Origin of the sequence: Pedobacter nototheniae, assembly GCF_004335085.1 — a bacterium.
Lineage (GTDB): Bacteria > Bacteroidota > Bacteroidia > Sphingobacteriales > Sphingobacteriaceae > Pedobacter > Pedobacter nototheniae.
In genome coordinates, this window is sequence record NZ_RQRS01000037.1 from 1 (window position 1) to 21,146 (window position 21,146).

A 21,146-nucleotide genomic window follows, 5' to 3' on the forward strand; every position below is an offset into this window, starting at 1 on the left:
TGCTGCAGTAAAAAGAGGAACACCCTACATATCAAACCTAGCAGCATAAATAATTCTAAAGTAATGCTTCTCAAAAAATAATTAACTTTTTGTTTGCATTAACCATAGAATACGGGTTTAGATACAACGTTTGTTATTAAAGGTACTGCCTTCGATTATTAAACCTGATATGAGTGAAAAGCCCGGAGCGCAGCGAGGACTTGAAACGTTAGCAGGAACGAGCTTAATGAAAACCACAGAAACTGCTTTCCACAAAAAAAATCCCTACTAAGGGTAATTATTTCATCGAACTTTTAAATAAATTTTACTAAATTTGTTAGCATTGAAAAGATCAGGAAGCGCAGATTTACCTTTACATTATGGGCATGTACCACCTTGGCTGGCACAACGCATGGCAAAATTGGGTTTAGCCATTACCGAAGCCATTTTAGTAGAATATGGAAAAAGTGAAGTATTGCGCCGCCTAAGTAATCCATTTTGGTTTCAAAGTTTAGGCGCAGTTATGGGTATGGATTGGCATTCATCGGGTATCACCACGTCCGTAATGGGAGCACTAAAAAAGGCAATTAACCCACTATCAAAAGAGCTGGGTATTTATATTTGTGGTGGCAAAGGCAAATACAGTCGCGAAACCCCTAATGAACTTCTTAAAATTGCAGAAAAGACAGGCTTAAATGGTATTGAACTAGTCCGATCTAGTAAATTAAGCGCTAAAGTAGACAATACTGCCATTCAAGATGGTTTTCAATTGTATTTACACAGTTTTATTTTAAGTAGCGAAGGCGATTGGACGGTGGTACAGCAAGGCATGAGTAATAATAGCTCAACTGCAAGGCGCTATCATTGGCACTCGGAAAATTTAAAATCATTTATTGAAGAACCACACACAGGAATATGTGGCATTAACCAAGGGAAAATTTTAAACCTAACCGCTAACGATGCCGTAAAAACGCGTGAAAGCTTAATGAATATGACGGATGAATCTCCGGTGAGAATGCTTGCAGAAATACAAAAGTTGGTGTTACCAAATCATCATGATGTACAAGCAAAAGACGTAGATTTAAAACGTTTAGGTAGTATTCTTTGGCTTGCACAAGAAAAAAAGCCTGCGGATTTTGAGGAATTATTATTGCTTGAAGGTATGGGGCCCAGAACATTACAATCAATGGCTTTGGTGAGCGAAGTTATCTATGGTACACCATCTCGTTTTAGTGATCCCGCACGTTATTCTTTTGCACATGGTGGAAAGGACGGACACCCTTTTCCTGTACCGACAAAAGTTTATGATGAAACAATTAGCATTCTATCCAAAGCCGTAGAAAATGCTAAGATTGGCTTTACAGATAAACAACAGGCTATAAAATCGCTCCATCAAATCGCTAGAAACGCAGAAAAAGATTTTATACCAAATCTGGATTTCGATAAGGTAATTGAAAAAGAGCGAAATGAAAGCTGGAAATATGGTGGAAGAACCGTATTTGGAAAAGAAAAACAACCAAAAAACGATCAATTAAAATTATTCTAATTCTATTCCGCTTAAACAGATAACATCTTTTTAGATAAAAAAAAGCCCTTCAAATAAAGGGCTTTTTTGTTATCTATTAGTTTCTTACTTTATTTTGGAGAACAGATTGTAGTTAATTTCAATTTATAATCGGGATTTAAAGGTTCATTAGTTTGTGCCAAACGCTGTGAACCTGTATTTGCAGGACAAGCAATATCTCCTGCCGCATCATAAATTACCTTCTCTCCTTTTGCAATTAATTCCTTTGGTACATAAACCTGCACTTTGGTAATTGAATAACCAGAAGGAATATATCGGATATAATAACCATCAGGATGTAGCGTCCATATTCCAGCCGGAACATCGTTTCTTGGTGTAGCCATGCCTGCAACAATCGCATAACTTTCTAACTCGGCATATGTATAATTACCTGATGAAACGAGTTGGCGGATGTTATTTTCTGCTTCAAAAACTGCTTGTATACCTTGTGGTAACTGATCTTTAGCTTTTTGCATTACATCAAAAGGTAAAACGCCCAGCGCACCGCCTTCTAATTGTGTAAGTTGTGTTGGCGTTAATAATTTTATAGCCGTTAATTTAATTGTACCAGAATAATCGGCAAATTTTGTTCTAGCGATAATTGTCCATAATAAAGCTTGAATATCATGCTGCTCTACTTCTGGATGTTTTTCCGCACTTTTCAATATCGAGATTACAATTTCTTCTTTTGAACCCAAAACTGGAGCATACATATACCCATCGCCCTTTGATGGTGCATACGTTCCAGCTTTAAGGCAATAACTTTTGTTGGTCATTTCATATAAACCTGCACAAAGTATAAAACCACCATTTGGCGCTTTGGGCAACAAATATAGAGGTTGCGCCTTTTCATTAGCCATAAAATCTGGCATTTTAGAACCGTCACGATTTACATCTTCAAATGACGTTGTTATTGCTGCAGGTTGTTTTAAAAATTTATCTATCCCAAGCGCCTTTGCACCTTGAGCAGCACCAGCTTTTAATAATTTATCCTTTAATCCCCCAAATTGGGCATAGCTTTGTCCGCAAATAATTAAGGAACAAAAAAGAATTAAAGAAGAGGTTTTTAGTTTTTTCATAGTTAATTGATTAGATAGATATAACACAAACATAGAGTTTTAGTGTTAATTTCATATCAAATAATGGTTTTCTAAAATCTGAATTAAAAATAGATCATTGATTTTCAGTTGTTTAATTAAATTTCAGAATTTAATTTTGCTCATTGAAAAATAATTCAGACATTTGGAAATATTATTTGGCGAAAAGCTAAATAAAAGTCAATCCGTAACACAGGTTGATTTATAAAGAAGTGGCGAGAGACAGGCTCTTTGACCCACTGGCAACCCTCAGAAAGAGAAGGTGCCAATTCCTGACCGGATAACATGGTGTTATTTGGAAATATAAATTGGAACTGATGAAAACATTAAATCTTCAATCGCTTAGCGAACCCGGTTTACCCCTTAAGAAGGCAGGCAATATTTATGCTTCTTCTTCTATTTGTTGCCGCATGCAATTTATTGCCTGTATGTGCTGTTGCATACGGTAATTAAAAAAATCTTCCCTTTTGTATTTCTGTCAAACTGGAAGGCCTTCTGCAAAGAGGGTACGCATGAATGGGCTATATCAAATTCAAAATTTTATTTGGTTAAGCCTTAAACAACATTTAATCATTCAGTTACAAAACTTAAGCTTTTATTATTATGTCAACTTCATATAAATTTGAAACTTTACAATTACACGCAGGTCAGGAAATAGATCCAACAACGGGATCAAGAGCTGTACCTATTTACCAAACTACTTCCTATGGTTTTAAAAACGCAGAGCACGGTGCTAATTTATTTGCATTAAAAGAGTTTGGTAATATTTACACCCGTTTAATGAACCCTACAACAGATGTTTTTGAAAAAAGAATAGCAGCTTTAGAGGGTGGTGTTGCTGCTTTAGCAGTAGCGTCTGGTCAGGCAGCACAATTTATTGCCTTACACAATATTTTAGAAGCTGGCGACAGCTTAATTTCTTCATCTCATGTATATGGAGGCACTTATAACCAATTTAAAGTTGCTTTTAAACGTTTAGGTATTCATGTAGATTTCGCTAATCCAGATCAACCAGAGGATTTTGAAGCTAAAATAACCGATAAAACTAAAGCCATTTATTTAGAAACCATTGGCAACCCATCTTTCAGCATTCCTGATTTTGAAAAAATAGCTGTAATTGCTAAAAAATATGATCTTCCATTAATTGTTGATAATACCTTTGGTGCTGGTGGTTATTTATTTAAACCGCTAGAGCATGGCGCAAACATCGTTGTAGAATCTGCCACCAAATGGATTGGTGGGCACGGTACAAGTATTGGCGGTGTTATTGTTGATGGTGGAAATTATAACTGGGGCAATGGAAAATTCCCGCAGTTTAGCCAACCTTCCGAGGGCTATCATGGATTAGTTTTTAATGATGTTTTTGGCATTGGTGGTCCTTTTGGTAACATTCAATTTATCATTCGTGCTCGCGTAGAAGGACTTAGAGATTTAGGCCCTGCCTTATCCCCTTTTAATTCATTCTTATTATTACAAGGTTTAGAAACTTTATCACTTCGTGTACAACGCCATGTTGATAATGCCCTAGAGTTAGCTACCTGGTTAGAAAATCACCCAGCGGTGAAAGAAGTTTCTTATCCAGGTTTAGCAAGTAGTAAATATAATGACTTGGCTAAAAAATATTTAAGTAATGGCTTTGGAGCAGTTTTATCATTCGAATTGCATGGAAGTAAAGAAAACGCCACTCAAGTGATTGATAGTTTGAAACTTGTTTCACATTTGGCGAATGTTGGCGATGCTAAAACGCTAATTATTCAACCATCTGCAACCACACACCAACAATTAAGTGATGCAGAACAATTAGCTGCAGGTGTAAAACCAAATGCCTTACGTGTATCGGTCGGTATTGAGCATATTGATGATATTAAGGCAGATTTTGAGCAAGCTTTTGCTACAGTAAATGCAGCTGTTAAAGCCGAAATCCTGGAAGCCTAAGTAAATATTTCAACACAACAACAACATTACAAATTTAGAAATGAGTTCAGAATCTATATATAAACATCCCAAACAGTTTAAATTAGAAAACGGAAAGAAAATACGTAATCTGCAAATTGCTTATCAAACTTATGGTAAGTTAAATGCTAACAAAGATAATGTAATATGGGTTTGCCATGCCTTAACCGCAAATGCTGATGTTTTTGAATGGTGGGAAGGTTTATTCGGGCAAAATGCTTTATTTAACCCTACAGATCATTACATCGTTTGCGCTAACGTTTTAGGCTCGCATTATGGCAGTACTAGTCCGCTAAGTACAAACCCCGTAAATGGCTTACCCTATTATTTGTCCTTCCCGCAGTTCACAATTAGAGACTTAGTTGCTGCGCACCAACTTTTGGCTTCACATTTAGGTATTGATCATATTAACACTTTAATTGGTGGTTCATTAGGCGGGCAGCAAGCCGTTGAGTGGAGCATTTTAGAGCCTTCAAAAATTGAAAACCTTGTTTTAATTGCCACTAATGCTGTGCACTCTCCATGGGGAATTGCTTTTAATGAAAGTCAACGTTTAGCAATTACAACTGATCGTACCTTTTATGCAAACCAGCCTAACGGAGGTAGTAAAGGTTTAAAAACAGCTCGAAGTATTGCACTTTTAAGTTATCGTACCTACAACGCTTATGGCAACACTCAGGTAGAAAGTGTAAATGATAAAGTGGATAATTATCGTGCATCTTCTTATCAAAATTATCAAGGAGAAAAATTGATAAACCGCTTTAATGCTTATAGTTATTATTACTTAACTAAAGCGATGGACAGTCATAATGTAGGCCGAAATAGAAAGAGCATAACTGATGCTTTGAAGCAAATTAAAGCCAATACTTTAGTTATTGGAATTGAAAACGATTTCTTATTTCCCATTTCTGAACAAAAATATTTGGCGGATCATATTCCAGGGGCAAACTTTTCTGCATTGCATTCAGACTATGGTCATGATGGCTTTTTAATTGAAACGGACGCCTTAACTAACGTGATCGGCAATTTTATTAAAGAGCACAAAAACAAAAAGATTATAAAATTACAGCAAACTGCTTAATTCAGTTTGGAGCTAAACAATTGAATAATACAAGAACATCTATATAATAATGAGTAAGAATTTAAAAATTGGATTATTTGGTTTCGGAGTTGTAGGACAAGGTTTATTGGATATTATCCAAAGCCAAAGCTTAAACTTAGAAATTATTAAAATCGCGATAAAAGATCCTAAGAAAAAACGCAGCTTAAATAAAGATTTATTCACCACCAATCGGGATGAAATTTTAAACAATAAAGAAATTAATACGATTGTAGAATTAATTAATGATGCGGATGCAGCCTATGAAATTGTAACTACAGCACTTAAAAATGGTAAAAATGTAGTATCAGCTAATAAAAAAATGATTGCTACACACTTAAAAGAGCTTGTTGATTTACAAAAAGAACATGGTACTTCCCTACTTTATGAAGGTGCTGTTTGTGGTAGTATTCCGATTATAAGAAATTTAGAAGAATATTATGATAATGAGCTTTTCCATGCTTTAAGTGGTATTTTCAATGGATCATCTAATTATATTTTATCTAAAATATTTAATGATAATCAAAGTTATGATTCTGCTTTAAAGGAAGCACAGGATTTAGGCTTTGCAGAAACTGACCCCATTTTAGATGTAGGTGGTTACGATCCTAAATATAAACTGGCTATTGCAACCGCACATGCTTACGGCTTATTTGTAAATCCTGACGATATTTTAAATATTGGTATCCAAAATCTTTCTGATAATGACATTAAATACGCCAGAGAGAAAAACTTTAAAATTAAATTGGTACCAACTGCCCGTAAAGTAGATACAAAGCAAATTGTTACTTACGTTTTGCCGAAACTGGTTGCTAAGGACGACTTTCTTTACAATGTAGAAAACGAATACAATGCAGTAACTGTACAAGCGGCATTTGCAGATAAACAATTTTTCTTCGGAAAAGGTGCCGGCGGTCACCCAACTGGTGCTGCTGTATTATCTGATATCGCAGCCTTGCGTTATGATTATCGCTATGAGTACAAAAAATATCACCAGGAAAACGGTGTTAAACATACCGATAATATCCTTTTAGAAGTGTATTTACGCTACGCTGATGAGGATTTAATTAATTTATTAGAGTTTGATAACATTAGCGAACGTTACGCTGCTAGTAATTTCAAATATGTAATTGGAACGGTTAAATTACAGCACTTAATTAAAAATCGTGATTTACTTTTAGATTCTGATGTGTTTATTGCCTACACTGGCAGACAGATTTATAAGGAAGAAAAAATTGTAACGCAGGTTTACGAAGAAGCTGTTTTATAATAATAGTACTAATTGTGTGCGAAGAGCTATAACGCACACAATTTTTGATAAGAAACTCATTGAGTTTTTTAAGGTTAATTTTTTTTATTTGTTTTGTTGTTAAGCATAAAGGTCGGAGCGATTCCGACCTGCTTTGCTACTTTAAGGTTTTGCCTTAATATATCTTTCAATAATTACTCTATTTACGCCTGCAGCTTCTACCTTTTCTTCTCCTTTTTGGATTAAAGAATCTCCTTTTAAAGTTACTTCGAATTTAAAGGTTTTACCCTCCCAGTTTTTGTCTTTGTAATAATCTAAATGTTCCGTGTATTGGCTACCATTAAGCTCATAACTACCGCCTCCACCATCAAATCCTGCGGTATCTTTTGGATCGGCACTATGTTTTAAAAAGGCAAAATGAGTTTCGTTAATAATTTTAATCATTTTGGAATCCTTTGTATAATCCGTCGTTTTACTGGTTCCATTTTCAACAACTGTACCAGATACAAGTTGCCACGTACCTTGAATTGATAGTTTACCATCATTGCCTTTTTCATTTTTGTTTTTACAAGCCATCAAAAGCGTTAAGGAAGCAAGCGTTAATAATTTTAGTTTCATATATTTTTAGGGATGTTTCGAAATATTATTTAACCTCTACCAGCCATTTTAATCAGTTTATGGGCCAAATCCTTTCCTAAATAACCATCAATTATTCCATGTACAACATACAAAATGGGGGTCATTAAAATAGCTACAACAAATTTGTAGGTATAACCAACCAAACCTATTGCGCCTACCATTTGCCAGCTGTAATGATATTGTGGGTTTAAATAGAAAGCAATAAATATAACCACAAAACTATCAATCAATTGAGATATTAAAGTTGAACCTGTAGCGCGTAACCAAAGCGCTCTTTCGCCGGTTATTTTCTTGATTTTATGAAAGATTAAAACATCAGCCAACTGCCCAATCATAAAAGCCGTAATAGAGCCAACAATAATCCACATGCCCTGTCCAAATATACCAGCGAAGGCATTGTTCATATTTAAATTCTGTCCATTTATTTGCTGGTTAACCCAAAAATCCGAAGGCTGCAAATGCATTGCTGCCCAAACTACAAAAAATGCAAAGGCAATTAATATTGAAGTTAGTATTGATAGAAAACGAACTTGTTTTACACCGAAATATTCGTTAATAATATCGGTCATAATAAAAATAATTGGCCAGGTTAATACGCCAGCCGACATATGAAAAGAAAGATGTGGAACGCCAAGTAAATTAATATCAAAAGGCTTAATGCCAAGTGTTCCTTCAACACTAAATAATTTTACACCAATAAACTCTGATAATATTGCATTAGCAACGAAAAAACTCCCAAGAACGAGTAATAGACGGCTTTCTTTTGTTTTAAAAGTCATAGTTTATAAAACTATTAAAAAATTGGGGAAATAACCACGGTGTTTATATTTTTTTAAATGAATTAACAAAGGGATAAAAACCTCAATTTTTACATAATGCAGACTATAAATAGATGTTTAAGAAATTAAATCTCACAATCTTTGCGGCTCAGAAAAAACAGTGATCTCATGGCTAAGAAACAACACTTTTATCTTATTTTAATATTAGGTTCGTTAGCAGCCCTGGGGCCTTTTTCTATTGATATGTATTTGCCTGGCTTTATTGATATTGCCAAAGATTTACACACAACAGAATCTGCTGTTTCACTCTCCTTATCGAGCTTTTTCATCGGTATTTCGGTTGGTCAATTGCTTTACGGGCCTTTATTAGACAAATACGGTCGCAAAAAACCTTTATATTTTGGCTTGGTTCTTTATATACTTGCGTCATTAGGTTGTTTAGCAGTAACCAATATAGATCAACTTATTGTATTGAGATTTGTGCAAGCAATTGGAAGCTGCGCAACTGCGGTGGCTTCTGTAGCTATGGTGCGTGATTTGTTTTCAGTAGAAGAAAGCCCAAAGGTTTTTGCTTCGTTAATGTTGGTTATCGCGGTATCTCCTATGCTTGCTCCAACAGCGGGCGGATATTTAATTGCAGCTTTGGGCTGGAAATATGTGTTTGTATTTTTAGGGTTTATGGCTGTACTCATGCTTTTAGCTTCTATTTTTAAGCTTCCTGAAAGTTATAAACCTGACCCTACCTATTCTTTAAAACCGAAACCAATTATAAATAATTTTTTATTGGTTTTAAAAGATCCACAGTTCTATACTTATGCATTAATTAGTTCCATTACTTTTGCCGGTTTATTTGCTTATGTTTCGGCTTCGCCTACCGTGTTTATGAAAATATACCACGTTACAAAAACAGGTTATGGATGGATTTTCGCAATACTTTCTGTTTTCTTTATAGGATCAAGCCAAATTAACAGCCTGATATTAAAATGGTTCAGCAGTAAAAAAATTGTTCAATGGGCTTTATTAGCGCAATGTATATTTAGCTTAGTCTTTTTGATTTTTGCCTTAAACAACTGGCTCGATTTATATACCACAATCATTTTTATTGCATTATTTCTATGTTGCCTTGGCTTAATTAATCCAAATGCTGCTGCCTTATCATTAGCACCATTTAGTAAAAATGCAGGAAGTGCATCAGCATTAATGGGCGCTTTTCAAATGGGTTTAGGTGCCTTTGCATCCGTAATGGTGAGTTTATTTAGTGAGCATTCTGTATTACCAATGCCAATTGTAATGACGGCTGCAGCTTTTATAGCAATGTTATGTCTTCTAATTGGCAGAAGATTTATTAAACATGAAGTTGAAGCATCTGCGGATGCGGCGGTGGTTGGGCATTAAAAGTAATAGCTACTAATAGCTGAGTATTCTCGCTCCTGCGGATAGTATTCTCGCTCCTGCGGATAGTATTCTTGTTCCTGCGAGTAGTGTTCTTGTTCCTGCGGTTAGTATTATTGCTCCTGCATTTAGTATTCTTGCTCCTGCGGTTAGTATTATTGCTCCTGCGAGTAGTGTTCTTGTTCCTGCGGTTAGTATTATTGATCCTGCGAGTAGTGTTCTTGTTCCTGCGGTTAGTATTCTTGCTCCTGCGGTTAGTATTATTGCTCCTGCGTTTAGTATTCTTGCTCCTGCGGTTAGTATTATTGCTATGTAGCTGGGCTATTATTGTTACGGATTAGAATTTGGAAATGAACGCTATGGTGTGCATGGCAGTTGAAGTCCTGCTTTTACACTGTATCCCGATAGAAAAAATCGGGATGCCGTTTTAATCAGGTTTAGATACAATGTTTGTGCCCTTGATTTAATAAATTTCTTTCTTCCTCGCTGCCGCAAGCGTCTCGCTTGTGTCCGTATGCTAAAGCCTGGGTATTAGTAACTATGGCCTGACTACCACAAGCGAGATGCTTGCTGTAGCGGCAAAGGGCGGGACTGTATTAATTAAAAGCTACTGACAATGGTTTCCAAAAGAATAATTCGCCACTAACCTTAGCTAAAGCTAAAATAACGGCAAAATTTACCAAAAAAAAAAGCCTCCCTATTTGCATCAGGAGGCTTTTTGTTTCGTAATCTCAAAATTATTTAAGGTACAAATAGCTTATAAATTAAGTAACATGCTATTGTACCAACAGCTGCAATAATAAACCCACTTAATCTTTTCTTCTTAATAAAGCAGATCAGAATTATGCCAGATATGGAAACCAAAGTCATTAGTACAGCAGAAATGTCGATTATCCACGACCAAGCTTTGCCAGAGTCGCGGCCTTTATGCAAATCATTAATAACTGCTACAGCACCCATTCTAGTTACCGATAACTCATATTTTCCACTTTCGCGATCAATAAAAGCATCAGCTAAATATCCAGGGCCATTAAAGGTTAAACTCAGTTCACGGTCATCCATTCTAAAATCACTCAAAGAACCTTTAACCTGGTGTTTGTTTCTAAAATATTCAACCAGTTGAAGCTTATTAATTTCGCTTGTATCGGGCATATTTACCCATTTAAGGCTAACAGCGCCAGAATCTTTGGCAACCACTTCCTTACCAGAAGTAAACCAATCCGCATGATTTAAAGTTAAACCAGATACTGCGAAAAACAATAAAATGGTAAAGCTTACCATCGAAAGGTAAATATGTAACCAGCGAGATAAACCCGCTAGTCTTTTTTTTGCCTTTCCCTTTGCTGGTTCTTTTTTTGTTTGTTTCCGACCTAAACCTGCCGGAGCAGCAATTACATTACTTTTTAGTGGTTGCGATTTTTCTGTAGTCAAGTGATGCTGATGCTAATTCTGTATTCGGGGTTAATTCAATTTTCTTTGCTGAACCTGTAAATTTCATCGTTTGAGAAATTACCTGGTACGTACCATGTTCGCGGGCAACCTCAATAAATACGGTATAAGTTCCGGCTTTAACTAAGTTTCCGCTATCATCCTTACCATCCCAAGCCAAACTATATTTACCAGGTCCGCGGGTTGCGCTACTTGTTGAACTTAATTTACCTTCAGCTCCTTTTTTAAATTCATCGCCATTTACACGAGTCCATGATTTTAAATCAGGCAACCAACGAGGTTTGTTATACCAAATAGCTAAGTTACGAACAGGGGTTTTTGCCTCATCTTCTACCCAAACTGCCACAAAAGGACGACGAACACGTTTTCCATCAGTTGCTTCTATATTGGCAATTTCAAGGTTAACAATCAATTCATATTTAGTATTCCAAAGCTTATCTGCTTTATTGTTAAAAGTAGTAGTAACAGATGGTTTTGCTACAGCAACTTCATAATTAGACCAGCCTTTACTTTTAATTTCTGCTCCTTGTTTGGTCACTAATAAATATTCTACATCTTTTCTTGATGCAGTTAACTTTTCAATTTCGGCAACGCTTAATACATTAAAAGAAGTAGCTAAGGCCCCTGCCTCACTTGCATTAGGCGCAATTACAGTGGCACTAATAATTTCAGTAACCGGGTTTCCTGTACGTGGATCAACAATATGAGAATACCATTTTCCATTTACATTAAATCCTCTGCGGTAATTTCCACTCGTTGCAACAGCCATATTAGATACTTTAATTGTTGTTAAAGCAGCTTCATTTTCGGCATCAGCTTTAGGATTAGCGATTTCAATGTTTTCAGTGCTGTTGCCTTTAACAACCATATCACCACCAATATTAACCACAACACTTTCAATACCCGAAGTATGAATTGCCTTGTCTGCAGCTTTATTAATGATATAACTTTTAGCGAAAGAATTTAATGCTAATGGAGCATTATCCAAACGGGTTACCGTTAAATTCTTTTCATCAAGAATATAATGTTTTTGTTTAACAGTATTTACTGCGGCTTGTAAAGCATCTGCCGATGGCAAATGATTTTCTATCTCTGCCTTTTTCCAAACTTGTCCAACAACCTCTGCCGATGCATCTAAAGCGCCATTAGTTAAGCCTTTATAGCTTTCAAACTGTTGTAAAACTTCAAATAACTCAGGCGAGATTTTGGTTGTTTGTCTACCATTTTTAATCCACTGGTTAAATTCACTTGTAGGTTTATAGGCACTTAAAACATGATCTAAGCGATCTATTTCATTTAAGGCATTTGCTTCAGCCAAATCAGCATCAGCTTGATTAGCAGCCTTAAATTTAAACTCTAAAGATGTGCCCAGAACATTTTCATAATTGGAAACAAATGTTCGTAAAACCTTTTTAGGATTTACAAATGCCGAGGCCGTAATAACCATTAAGCCAATGGCAGCAAGGTGTTTTATTTTCATAAATTTTGATTGATTCTTCTGCAAAGAAAAAGCTTTATTTGGATTAATTATAGATAACAACAAATTATATTTGAAATAATACAATCAGGCTTTCATATCGCGTTTTTCTTAAAGGGTATTTGCTACAATAATTATTAATATAAACAGGTTATAGTAGATTGATTTTGAGCTTTAAAGCTTAACTATACCTCATTAAACCTTTTACCTTAATATTCTTTTTCCTATTTTCGCTAATAATCATTATGAATATACAATCAAAACTACCGGGTGTAGGCACTACTATTTTTACGGTAATGTCCAAGCTCGCATCAGAATATAATGCAATAAACCTCTCTCAAGGATTTCCAGATTACGCATGCGACCCAGAGCTTACCAAACTGGTTACCAGCGCACTAAAAAGTGGATATAATCAGTATGCACCAATGCCGGGTTTACCTGCCCTGCGTGAAAGCATTGCTAAAAAAGTAGAGAACCTTTACAAGATAAAATACAATCCAGAAACAGAAATTACAGTAACCGCAGGTGGAACACAGGCAATTTTTACGGCTCTGGCAGCAGTAATAAATCCTGGCGATGAAGTTATTATTTTTGAGCCGGCATACGATTGTTACGCTCCAACGGTAAAACTCTTTGGCGGCTTGGTTAAAAGCTATGAACTTGCTCCACCCAACTATGGTATTGATTGGGAAATGGTAAAAAAACTGTTTACAGTAAATACCCGAATGATTATTCTAAATTCGCCACACAATCCTACAGGCAGTATTTTATCAAAAGATGATATTGAGGCACTAATTAAATTAACCAGCAGTACCGATATTTTAATTTTAAGCGATGAGGTGTACGAGCATTTAATTTACGATGAACAAAAACACCAAAGTGTTATGCTTTATCCAGAATTAAGAGAAAGAAGTTTTATTGTTGCCTCATTTGGTAAGCTTTTACACGCTACCGGGTGGAAAATTGGGTATTGCCTTGCTCCTGCTAAACTAACGGCCGAATTTAGAAAAGTACACCAATTCAATGTTTTTAGCGTTAATAATCCAATGCAGCACGCCATAGCTAATTACATTAACAAACCTGATAATTATATGGGTATTGCTAGTTTTTTTCAGCAGAAAAGAGATTATTTTAGATCACTACTCGCTGAAAGCCGCTTTAAGCTATTGCCATGTAATGGATCATACTTTCAATGCGCTAGTTATAGCGATATTAGTGATGAAAAGGATACCGATTTTAGCATAAGATTAATTAAAGAATTTGGAATTGCAACAATTCCTGTTTCAGCATTTTATCAAAGATCAACCGACCATAAGATTATCCGTTTCTGCTTTGCAAAAGAGAACTCAACACTTGCTTCGGCAGCAGAAAAATTAAGAAATGTTTAAACCTCCCAAACCAATAAACATATGGAATCACCAATTTATACCAAGATAGAAAACCTGAAGGTTACTGTTTTTCAGGCTTACCTGTTTTGGGAAAATACAGACAAAAATCTCCAGAATCTAAGTCTTAGGTTATCAATGGGGGTTAGAGAGAAAACCGATTTAATTATCCTCCCCGAAATGTTTAATACAGGTTTCAGTATGCAATCAGAAACGCTTGCAGAAGAAATGGGTGGCAAAACCATGCAGTGGATGCTGCAAATGGCACAAAAATATGAATGTGTAGTAACTGGAAGTCTTATTATAAAAGAAAATGGCAATTACTACAACCGTATGATCTGGATGCTTGCCAATGGCGAATATCAACATTACGATAAAAGGCATCTATTTAGCATGGGCGATGAAGACAAACACTATACACCAGGAAAAGATAAATTAATTGTAGAATTAAAAGGCTGGAAAATACGATTAGCAGTTTGCTATGATCTACGTTTCCCAGTTTGGCTTAGAAATAAAGATGCAGAGTATGATATCTTATTGCTCGTTGCCAGTTGGCCCGATAAACGTTCATCCCATTGGAAAGCATTGATACCGGCAAGAGCTATAGAAAACCAAAGTTATGTAATTGGCGTAAACCGTGTAGGCCATGATGGCAACCAGGTATACCACGGTGGTCACTCCATGTGTATTGATCCTTACGGAAACACCGTTTATTATAAACCTGAGGATGAAGATATGTACACCATTACCATTACTTATGAAGAGATTGTTAAAATTCGTAGACAATTTCCCTTTTTAAAGGATGCCGATCATTTCCATATTGATTAATTAAAACTATAACAAACCATAACCAAACAACTGAAATTTAAATGTTTAATAGACGTAAATTCATTAAAGCATCTGCCCTTTCGGCCGGATTATTAGCCCTTGATAAAACCAGTATCGCCAATGCAATTCCAGCAAAAAAGGCAACAGGAAAAAACCTGCCTATTGTTATTTCTACCTGGGATTTCGGAATTGCCGCAAACGCTGATGCCTGGAAAGTTTTAGCAGCTGGTGGGCGTGCACTTGATGCAGTAGAGCAAGGTGTTTGGGTACCTGAAGCAGACGAAAAAAATCAATCTGTTGGTTATGGAGGTTTGCCAGATAGAGATGGGCACGTAACTTTAGATGCCTGCATTATGGATGAATTAGGCAATTGTGGCGCAGTTTTAGCCCTTGAACATATAAAACACCCAATTTCAGTTGCCCGTAAAGTGATGGAAAAAACACCCCACGTTATGCTTGCAGGCGATGGTGCACTTCAATTTGCCTTAGAACAAGGATTTAAAAAAGAAAATTTATTAACCCCTGCCAGCGAAAAGGCTTGGAAAGAATGGTTAAAAACTGCCAAATATGCACCTGTAATGAATATTGAGAATAAGCTTTACGAAAAAGCGGCCCCTCAAAAGCTACCCGGTAATCAATACAATCACGATACTATAGGGATGTTGGCTATAGATGCAAAAGGCAATATATCAGGCGCTTGTACCACGAGTGGCATGGCTTATAAATTACATGGCCGTATTGGTGATAGTCCAATTATTGGGGCTGGTTTATATGTAGATAATGAAATTGGAGGCGCAACATCAACTGGTGTTGGCGAAGAAGTGGTTAGAAATGTGGGTTCGTTTCTAGTTGTGGAGTTAATGCGACAAGGTTATAGCCCTGAAGCAGCTTGTAAAGAAGCTGTTTTAAGAATTATCAAAAAGAAACCCGAAACAGCTAAAAATATTCAGGTAGGTTTTTTAGCCATTAATAAAAAAGGTGAGTACGGAGCCTATGCCATTCAACAAGGTTTTAGCTATGCAGTCTGTAATGCCGAAAAACAGGATTTGCTTATTAAAGGTAAAAGCTACTACTAGTACTAACTGAATACTCCCTAATAAACCTATAAGAAAAACATGGGCCTATTATCAAAATTTTTCGGAAAGAAAAACGTAGAAGAACGTAAAGATGAGCCAGATATGGTTTACATTCCCAATGAGGATGAACGCATGAACTGGGCAATTGAAAAAGCAAACTTAACCCTTTGGTACTTCGAAGAAAGTCTTAAAAATCCTAAACCACAACAAGTTTATTTCTCGGTTAAAGTAAAAATTGTAGACCACGATAACAGCGAACACATTTGGCTTACTGACCCTCATTTTGATGATGAAGGGAATTTATTTGGAACCGTAGGAAACGAACCGGTAAATGTTACAACGGTAAAGTTTGAACAAAAAATCGGAATAGATCGTAATTTGATCTCCGATTGGATGACAATTGAGAGCGGACGATTAATTGGCGGATATACCATTAGAGCAATAAGAGATGGTGTACCTGTGCATGAGCGCCCTGCATTTGATAAAAGTATAAACTTATATATAGATGAGGGTGTGGATCATTTTAAAGCCACTTTTGATACACCAGAAGGTGCTATTCTAAGTTTAGAAAAAGCTTATAACGAAAAAAATATTGATGCTGCTTTAGCTTGCAAAGACTTTTATGAGGAAGCAAAATCAATGTTAACAGGTTTAAATATGGATACTAATGATGAAATTGTTGCAAGTACCGCCGAAGTTTTAAACCTATCTTTTATCAATAACTTGGAAGAACACGGTTTCCCTGACTTTTCAAATCTTCAAAATGCTTTTATAGAAAGAGAAAAAGTAGATGAAAACCATTGGATTATCACTGAAGTTTGCTGGTTCCCGGATGGGGGAAAATCTATTCAAAAATTAAATACTTACAAATCAACTACAGGCTGGAAAGTTTTAGGTCCAGTTGCTACCGATCATTAATTACTTACTATGAATAATTCAAAATCTATTACTGAAGATTTACGAATCAATGTTTTAGAAATTTGCGGCAATTCTTATGCTTCTGCGCTTGCAGCTCAAAATGGTGGCGCTAATCGGGTAGAATTATGTGATAACTTAGCCGAAGGTGGAACAACACCAAGTTACGCTCAAATTGCACTATCGAAGCGAAATCTTACGATAGAAATATGGCCAATTATAAGACCAAGAGGTGGAGATTTTTTATATTCAGACTTAGAGTTTGAGTTGATGAAGGAAGATATAAAAATCTGTAAATCATTAAATTGTGATGGAATAGTTACAGGAATATTAAATAGTGATGGTAGTATAGATAAAAAACGTACCCTCGAAGTTATAGAGCTTGCTAAACCTATGCCAGTTGCGTTTCACAGGGCTTTTGATATGAGTAATGATAAAGAAAAAGCACTGGAAGATTTAATAGAGTTAGGCATTGTTCGCGTGCTTTCATCAGGCGGTGCATCATCTGCTCTTTTAGGTGCAGAAACCTTAGCCAAATTAATTAAACAAGCCAACGGTAGAATAGAAATTATGCCGGGTGCAGGCGTTAATGAAGATAATATCGTCGAATTAAAAACCAAAACAGGCGCTCATAACTTTCATGGCACCTTAAAAGAATTTGTGCCTAGCAAAATGGAATACCAAAATACAAATAGTAAAATGGGTATTGTTGATGATGAATATAAATATGAACTAACCTCGGTTGATAAAGTAAAAAAACTTGTGAATCTGTTAAATGCCTAATCTAATTTTCAAAATGGCTTAAAAATTTTTATACTTTTAAGTGTTACTTCCCATTTATTAATATCATACAGAAACCTTAATCCAAAAATATGAACTGGTTACTTTTGTCAGAAATTGTATATGCAATAGTAGTCGTGCTCGTTTGTTTAAGAGTTATAATTGATACGCGAAGTAACACAAAAACACTTGCCTATCTCCTGCTCATTATTTTTATTCCGTTATTGGGCATGATTATCTACTTTTCTGTTGGAATAAATTATCGGAAGAGAAAAATGTTTTCTAAAAAGTTATTGCAAAACGAAGATCTTGCCGAAAAAATTGCCTTAGAAATTGATCAATACTCTCAAACTACTTTTGATAACAGCCCTGAAAGCGTGCAGGTTTATCAAAGGCTATCTCATCTTTTACTTAAAGATACTAGAAGTCCGTTAACTGGGCATAACGCAGTTCAACTATTATTTAACGGTGAAAATAAATTTCCTGAGGTATTAAAATCTCTAAAGGAAGCCAAGCATCATATCCACATCGAGTATTATATTTTTGAAGATGACGAAGTTGGTCAATCTATTGAAAGTATTTTAATTGAAAAAGCTAAAGAAGGCGTTAAAATCAGGTTTATTTATGACGATTTTGGCAGTCGATCTATTCGAAAAAAGATGGTACAGCGCCTTCGGGATGCTGGAATCGAAGCTTTTGCATTTTCTAAAATTACATTTATTGCATTGGCTAATCAACTTAATTATCGTAACCACCGCAAAATCATTATTATTGATGGCGTTACGGGCTTTGTTGGCGGTATTAATGTTAGTGATAAATATGTAAATAAAACGGAAAGTAAATCGCTTTTCTGGAGAGATACACACCTCCGTTTACAAGGGCCTGGCCTTTATTATCTCCAATATCTTTTTTTGTGCGACTGGAATTTTTGTGCAGAAGAGAAATTACAGCCCAATAATCTTTTTTTCCCGAGACATCACATCAATTCTAGTGGAAATAAAATTGTTCAAATTGCCGCAAGTGGTCCAGATTCAAATTTTCCTTCGATTTTATTTTCGTTATTAGAAGTAATAAGCAATGCGAAAAAGGAAATACTCATTACTACACCCTATTTTATTCCAGGAGAAAGTATTATAGATGCACTCACGGTAGCTGCTTTGGGTGGTGTTTCTATTAAATTACTCGTTCCAGATCAATCTGATTCGAAATTGGTTAATGCAGCCGCTAAATCATATTATGATGAACTTTTAAAGGTTGATGTAGAAATATACCTCTATCAAAAGGGATTTGTACACGCCAAAACAATGGTTGCTGATGGCGAAATTGCTATGGTAGGTACCGCCAATATGGATTATAGAAGTTTCGACTTAAATTTTGAGGTTAATGCCATTATTTACGATCATGAAATAGCAATTGAGTTGAGTAACGCCTTTTATAATGATATTACCAATGCTAAAAAAATTGATCGGGATGAATGGGAAAATCGCCCGATGGTAAGACAATTACTGGAAAAAGCTGCCCGACTGGTATCTCCTCTACTCTAGTTTATACTTACAATAAGTAAAATCGTCTATTTTATAAGAGTAATTTAACATTTCAGAAAGAACAACTTATTCTAAAACCATCATTTTAAACATTTTAAAATATTTAATGCCAGTTTTTTTTAACTATTTTTGGCTCAAATCAAACATAATATTTTAAAAAAAAATGAAAAAAATCATTCTTATTGCCGCTCTTATTTGTGGAACACTTTTCGCCCAGGCGCAAGTAGACGTTATTACCAAGCATAACGGAGAATCTGTTAAAGGAAAAGTAGTAAAAGTAGACGAGTACACTATTATTTTTAAATATGATGGTGAAGATTCAGAGAACGTATTAGGTAAGTACGCCATTGAAAAAATTGTTTACGGTAAAAGCGGACGGGTAGAAAACGTAACTGATAAAATTGAAGTTTCAACTGAAAATGATTGGGAAAAAGTTGTTATTTTAGAAGATAAAGCTTCTGCTACTGGATTAAAGAAAGTAGAAGATGTTAGAGGAAAAACGGGTCTGATAAATTATCACACAGGAAATTCAGGAGATAAAAAAGCAGAAAAAAAATTGAAAATGGAAGCAGCAAAAATTGGTTGTCCTTTTATTCTCTTAATGGATGATAAAAGTACAGTTGGTTCTTCATCCAACAGATTGGGTGGTTCTCAAAATATTAAAAAGGGAATAGCTTATAAATACTAATTTAAATCCTGCCTTTAAGCTAAAAGTGGCTAAATAGCCGAATATTTTAGCTTAAAGGCTAATACGTTATAAAAGCTACCCTTTGCTATTGTATTCGGATTTATCAGATTAAAACAAAAAACAATTTGGTATGGTGTATTTATCCACTTCACCTTTAACCTAACGGCTTGCTTATATGAACTGGCAAGTAATGGTGAATTAACGAATATTTTAGACGTTTTTAAATAATTTCTTTAGTTTACTGAGGGAAAAAATCTTTAAACTTTCCGTAAATCCAGGTTCCAGCAACCGCACTTAATAAAGTAATAATTACAACAGTTGCACCTGTACCAATTTGAGCAAACAGTGGTCCTGGGCAAGCTCCGGTAATCGCCCAGCCCATTCCAAAAATTAAACCACCATAAATTTGACCTTTATTAAATTTTTTGGGATGAATAACGATTTCTTCTCCATTTATTGTTTTAATTTTAAACCGCTTTATGATCAAAATGGAAATCATTGCAACAAGAATAGCGCTACCGATTACGCCATACATATGAAATGATTGCAATCTAAACATCTCTTGAATACGAAACCAGCTGATGATTTCGGCTTTTACAAACACAATTCCGAATACCATACCCACGAGCATATATTTTAAGTTTGAAACTAATTTCATTATAATTTAAGAATATAAGGTAAAACTAAATTTGCGGCAAAGAAGCCACCAGCCATAAAACAAATTGTTGCGATTAACGAAGGCCATTGTAAGCTAGAAATGCCCATAATGGCATGTCCACTTGTACAACCACCAGCATAGCGAGTACCAAAACCGACTAAAAAACCTCCAAAAACAATTAAAACAAAGCCTTTTAATGAAAGTAAATTACTCCAATTAATAATTTCTGAAGGCACAAGATTTGAAAAATTATGAATACCGTATTGAGATAACTCATTTACCAATTTTGGGTTAACTTTTATGTCATTTGGATTGGTAAGGAAGGTAGAAGTTAAAAAAGCACCCAATAAGATGCCTAAAACGAAAAATAAATTCCAGCTTTCTTTTTTCCAATTGTAGTTAAAGAATGGAATATTTGCAGGAATACAAGCCGCACAGATATGTCTTAAATTAGCAGAAATGCCAAAAGATTTATTCCCCAAAACTAATAAAGTAGGAACAATGAAACCAATTAATGGCCCTGCAACGTACCAGGGCCAAGGTTGTTTTATCCAATCAATAAAATTCATTGGATAAATGTCGTTATAAAATTTTA

At 35.4% G+C, this 21,146-nt stretch carries 19 protein-coding genes and 1 riboswitch; of the genes, 12 read left to right on the plus strand and 7 right to left on the minus strand.

Annotated features, from left to right (window positions below; all coding sequences use genetic code 11):
- The first annotated feature begins 322 nt into the window (after positions 1 to 322).
- Positions 323 to 1,525 (plus strand): DUF763 domain-containing protein, encoded by a 1,203-nt coding sequence (locus EHC72_RS21770; protein ID WP_131539832.1) that lies wholly within the window; start codon positions 323 to 325, stop codon positions 1,523 to 1,525.
- A gap of 89 nt (positions 1,526 to 1,614) precedes the next feature.
- On the opposite strand, the gene EHC72_RS21775 is transcribed toward EHC72_RS21770, so the two are convergent.
- Positions 1,615 to 2,622, minus strand: a complete 1,008-nt coding sequence (locus EHC72_RS21775) for a hypothetical protein (RefSeq protein WP_131539833.1) — start codon at positions 2,620 to 2,622, stop codon at positions 1,615 to 1,617.
- A 217-nt stretch (positions 2,623 to 2,839) separates the two neighbouring features.
- Positions 2,840 to 2,950, plus strand: a riboswitch (SAM riboswitch).
- A gap of 293 nt (positions 2,951 to 3,243) precedes the next feature.
- On the opposite strand from EHC72_RS21775, the gene EHC72_RS21780 reads away from it, so the two are divergent.
- Genes EHC72_RS21780 through EHC72_RS21790 form a run of 3 tightly spaced genes read left to right on the plus strand, consistent with a single transcriptional unit; the run spans position 3,244 to position 6,962 of the window.
- Positions 3,244 to 4,575, plus strand: a complete 1,332-nt coding sequence (locus EHC72_RS21780; RefSeq protein WP_170311743.1) for an O-acetylhomoserine aminocarboxypropyltransferase/cysteine synthase family protein — start codon at positions 3,244 to 3,246, stop codon at positions 4,573 to 4,575.
- Between the two features lie 40 nt (positions 4,576 to 4,615).
- A complete protein-coding gene (locus EHC72_RS21785) occupies positions 4,616 to 5,674 on the plus strand; it encodes a homoserine O-acetyltransferase family protein (protein WP_131539835.1) in 1,059 nt (352 codons plus the stop codon).
- A 49-nt stretch (positions 5,675 to 5,723) separates the two neighbouring features.
- Positions 5,724 to 6,962, plus strand: a complete 1,239-nt coding sequence (locus EHC72_RS21790) for a homoserine dehydrogenase (protein WP_131539836.1) — start codon at positions 5,724 to 5,726, stop codon at positions 6,960 to 6,962.
- A gap of 141 nt (positions 6,963 to 7,103) precedes the next feature.
- On the opposite strand, the gene EHC72_RS21795 is transcribed toward EHC72_RS21790, so the two are convergent.
- Both EHC72_RS21795 and EHC72_RS21800 read right to left on the minus strand, forming a co-directional pair.
- Positions 7,104 to 7,559 carry a lipocalin-like domain-containing protein gene (locus EHC72_RS21795; RefSeq protein WP_246029481.1) on the minus strand — a complete coding sequence of 152 codons (456 nt, stop codon included), beginning with the start codon at positions 7,557 to 7,559 and terminating at the stop codon, positions 7,104 to 7,106.
- 29 nt (positions 7,560 to 7,588) lie between these two features.
- Positions 7,589 to 8,359, minus strand: a complete 771-nt coding sequence (locus tag EHC72_RS21800) for a queuosine precursor transporter (RefSeq protein ID WP_131539837.1) — start codon at positions 8,357 to 8,359, stop codon at positions 7,589 to 7,591.
- A 168-nt stretch (positions 8,360 to 8,527) separates the two neighbouring features.
- Here EHC72_RS21800 and EHC72_RS21805 point away from each other — a divergent pair, with 168 nt between their 5' ends.
- Positions 8,528 to 9,754 (plus strand): multidrug effflux MFS transporter, encoded by a 1,227-nt coding sequence (locus EHC72_RS21805; protein ID WP_131539838.1) that lies wholly within the window; start codon positions 8,528 to 8,530, stop codon positions 9,752 to 9,754.
- Between the two features lie 738 nt (positions 9,755 to 10,492).
- On the opposite strand, the gene EHC72_RS21810 is transcribed toward EHC72_RS21805, so the two are convergent.
- Positions 10,493 to 11,182, minus strand: coding sequence for a PepSY-associated TM helix domain-containing protein (locus EHC72_RS21810; RefSeq protein WP_211660350.1), 690 nt, complete (start codon positions 11,180 to 11,182; stop codon positions 10,493 to 10,495).
- Positions 11,148 to 12,680, minus strand: coding sequence for a DUF2271 domain-containing protein (locus EHC72_RS21815; RefSeq protein ID WP_131539839.1), 1,533 nt, complete (start codon positions 12,678 to 12,680; stop codon positions 11,148 to 11,150). Before EHC72_RS21815 ends, EHC72_RS21810 begins: the two co-directional genes overlap by 35 nt.
- Before the next feature lie 239 nt (positions 12,681 to 12,919).
- Here EHC72_RS21815 and EHC72_RS21820 point away from each other — a divergent pair, with 239 nt between their 5' ends.
- The 7 genes from EHC72_RS21820 to EHC72_RS21850 all read left to right on the plus strand — a co-directional run bounded on the left by EHC72_RS21820 (position 12,920) and on the right by EHC72_RS21850 (position 19,893).
- Positions 12,920 to 14,065: a methionine aminotransferase gene (locus EHC72_RS21820; RefSeq protein WP_211660351.1), complete on the plus strand. Its 1,146-nt coding sequence runs from the start codon at positions 12,920 to 12,922 to the stop codon at positions 14,063 to 14,065.
- Positions 14,066 to 14,086: 21 nt separating this feature from the next.
- The gene (locus EHC72_RS21825; RefSeq protein WP_170311745.1) at positions 14,087 to 14,890 is read left to right on the plus strand and encodes a nitrilase family protein; all 804 of its coding nucleotides are present in this window, start codon (positions 14,087 to 14,089) and stop codon (positions 14,888 to 14,890) included.
- A gap of 41 nt (positions 14,891 to 14,931) precedes the next feature.
- On the plus strand, positions 14,932 to 15,966 hold the full coding sequence (locus EHC72_RS21830) for a N(4)-(beta-N-acetylglucosaminyl)-L-asparaginase (RefSeq protein WP_131539841.1): 1,035 nt from the start codon (positions 14,932 to 14,934) through the stop codon (positions 15,964 to 15,966).
- Positions 15,967 to 16,005: 39 nt separating this feature from the next.
- On the plus strand, positions 16,006 to 16,884 hold the full coding sequence (locus tag EHC72_RS21835) for a YegJ family protein (protein ID WP_131539842.1): 879 nt from the start codon (positions 16,006 to 16,008) through the stop codon (positions 16,882 to 16,884).
- 9 nt (positions 16,885 to 16,893) lie between these two features.
- On the plus strand, positions 16,894 to 17,664 hold the full coding sequence (locus EHC72_RS21840; protein ID WP_131539843.1) for a copper homeostasis protein CutC: 771 nt from the start codon (positions 16,894 to 16,896) through the stop codon (positions 17,662 to 17,664).
- Positions 17,665 to 17,753: 89 nt separating this feature from the next.
- The gene (cls, locus tag EHC72_RS21845) at positions 17,754 to 19,205 is read left to right on the plus strand and encodes a cardiolipin synthase (protein ID WP_131539844.1); all 1,452 of its coding nucleotides are present in this window, start codon (positions 17,754 to 17,756) and stop codon (positions 19,203 to 19,205) included.
- Positions 19,206 to 19,368: 163 nt separating this feature from the next.
- Positions 19,369 to 19,893 carry a hypothetical protein gene (locus EHC72_RS21850; protein ID WP_131539845.1) on the plus strand — a complete coding sequence of 175 codons (525 nt, stop codon included), beginning with the start codon at positions 19,369 to 19,371 and terminating at the stop codon, positions 19,891 to 19,893.
- Positions 19,894 to 20,131: 238 nt separating this feature from the next.
- Here the strand turns inward: EHC72_RS21850 and EHC72_RS21855 are convergent, their stop codons facing one another.
- Both EHC72_RS21855 and EHC72_RS21860 read right to left on the minus strand, forming a co-directional pair.
- Positions 20,132 to 20,551, minus strand: coding sequence for a DUF6691 family protein (locus EHC72_RS21855; protein WP_131539846.1), 420 nt, complete (start codon positions 20,549 to 20,551; stop codon positions 20,132 to 20,134).
- Positions 20,551 to 21,120, minus strand: a complete 570-nt coding sequence (locus EHC72_RS21860; protein WP_131539847.1) for a YeeE/YedE family protein — start codon at positions 21,118 to 21,120, stop codon at positions 20,551 to 20,553. The genes EHC72_RS21855 and EHC72_RS21860 overlap by 1 nt, the downstream gene beginning before the upstream one ends.
- Between the last annotated feature and the right edge of the window lie 26 nt (positions 21,121 to 21,146).

Bases quoted from the DNA above. Each gene is read 5' to 3' on its own strand.
- EHC72_RS21835 (WP_131539842.1), top strand. From the start codon at position 16,006: ATGGGCCTATTATCAAAATTTTTCGGAAAGAAAAACGTAGAAGAACGT.
- EHC72_RS21805 (WP_131539838.1), top strand. From the start codon at position 8,528: ATGGCTAAGAAACAACACTTTTATCTTATTTTAATATTAGGTTCGTTA.
- EHC72_RS21815 (WP_131539839.1), bottom strand. From the start codon at position 12,680: ATGAAAATAAAACACCTTGCTGCCATTGGCTTAATGGTTATTACGGCC.
- EHC72_RS21840 (WP_131539843.1), top strand. From the start codon at position 16,894: ATGAATAATTCAAAATCTATTACTGAAGATTTACGAATCAATGTTTTA.
- EHC72_RS21850 (WP_131539845.1), top strand. From the start codon at position 19,369: ATGAAAAAAATCATTCTTATTGCCGCTCTTATTTGTGGAACACTTTTC.
- EHC72_RS21830 (WP_131539841.1), top strand. From the start codon at position 14,932: ATGTTTAATAGACGTAAATTCATTAAAGCATCTGCCCTTTCGGCCGGA.
- EHC72_RS21825 (WP_170311745.1), top strand. From the start codon at position 14,087: ATGGAATCACCAATTTATACCAAGATAGAAAACCTGAAGGTTACTGTT.
- EHC72_RS21785 (WP_131539835.1), top strand. From the start codon at position 4,616: ATGAGTTCAGAATCTATATATAAACATCCCAAACAGTTTAAATTAGAA.
- EHC72_RS21860 (WP_131539847.1), bottom strand. From the start codon at position 21,120: ATGAATTTTATTGATTGGATAAAACAACCTTGGCCCTGGTACGTTGCA.
- EHC72_RS21800 (WP_131539837.1), bottom strand. From the start codon at position 8,359: ATGACTTTTAAAACAAAAGAAAGCCGTCTATTACTCGTTCTTGGGAGT.
- EHC72_RS21780 (WP_170311743.1), top strand. From the start codon at position 3,244: ATGTCAACTTCATATAAATTTGAAACTTTACAATTACACGCAGGTCAG.
- EHC72_RS21775 (WP_131539833.1), bottom strand. From the start codon at position 2,622: ATGAAAAAACTAAAAACCTCTTCTTTAATTCTTTTTTGTTCCTTAATT.
- cls (WP_131539844.1), top strand. From the start codon at position 17,754: ATGAACTGGTTACTTTTGTCAGAAATTGTATATGCAATAGTAGTCGTG.
- EHC72_RS21855 (WP_131539846.1), bottom strand. From the start codon at position 20,551: ATGAAATTAGTTTCAAACTTAAAATATATGCTCGTGGGTATGGTATTC.
- EHC72_RS21790 (WP_131539836.1), top strand. From the start codon at position 5,724: ATGAGTAAGAATTTAAAAATTGGATTATTTGGTTTCGGAGTTGTAGGA.
- EHC72_RS21795 (WP_246029481.1), bottom strand. From the start codon at position 7,559: ATGAAACTAAAATTATTAACGCTTGCTTCCTTAACGCTTTTGATGGCT.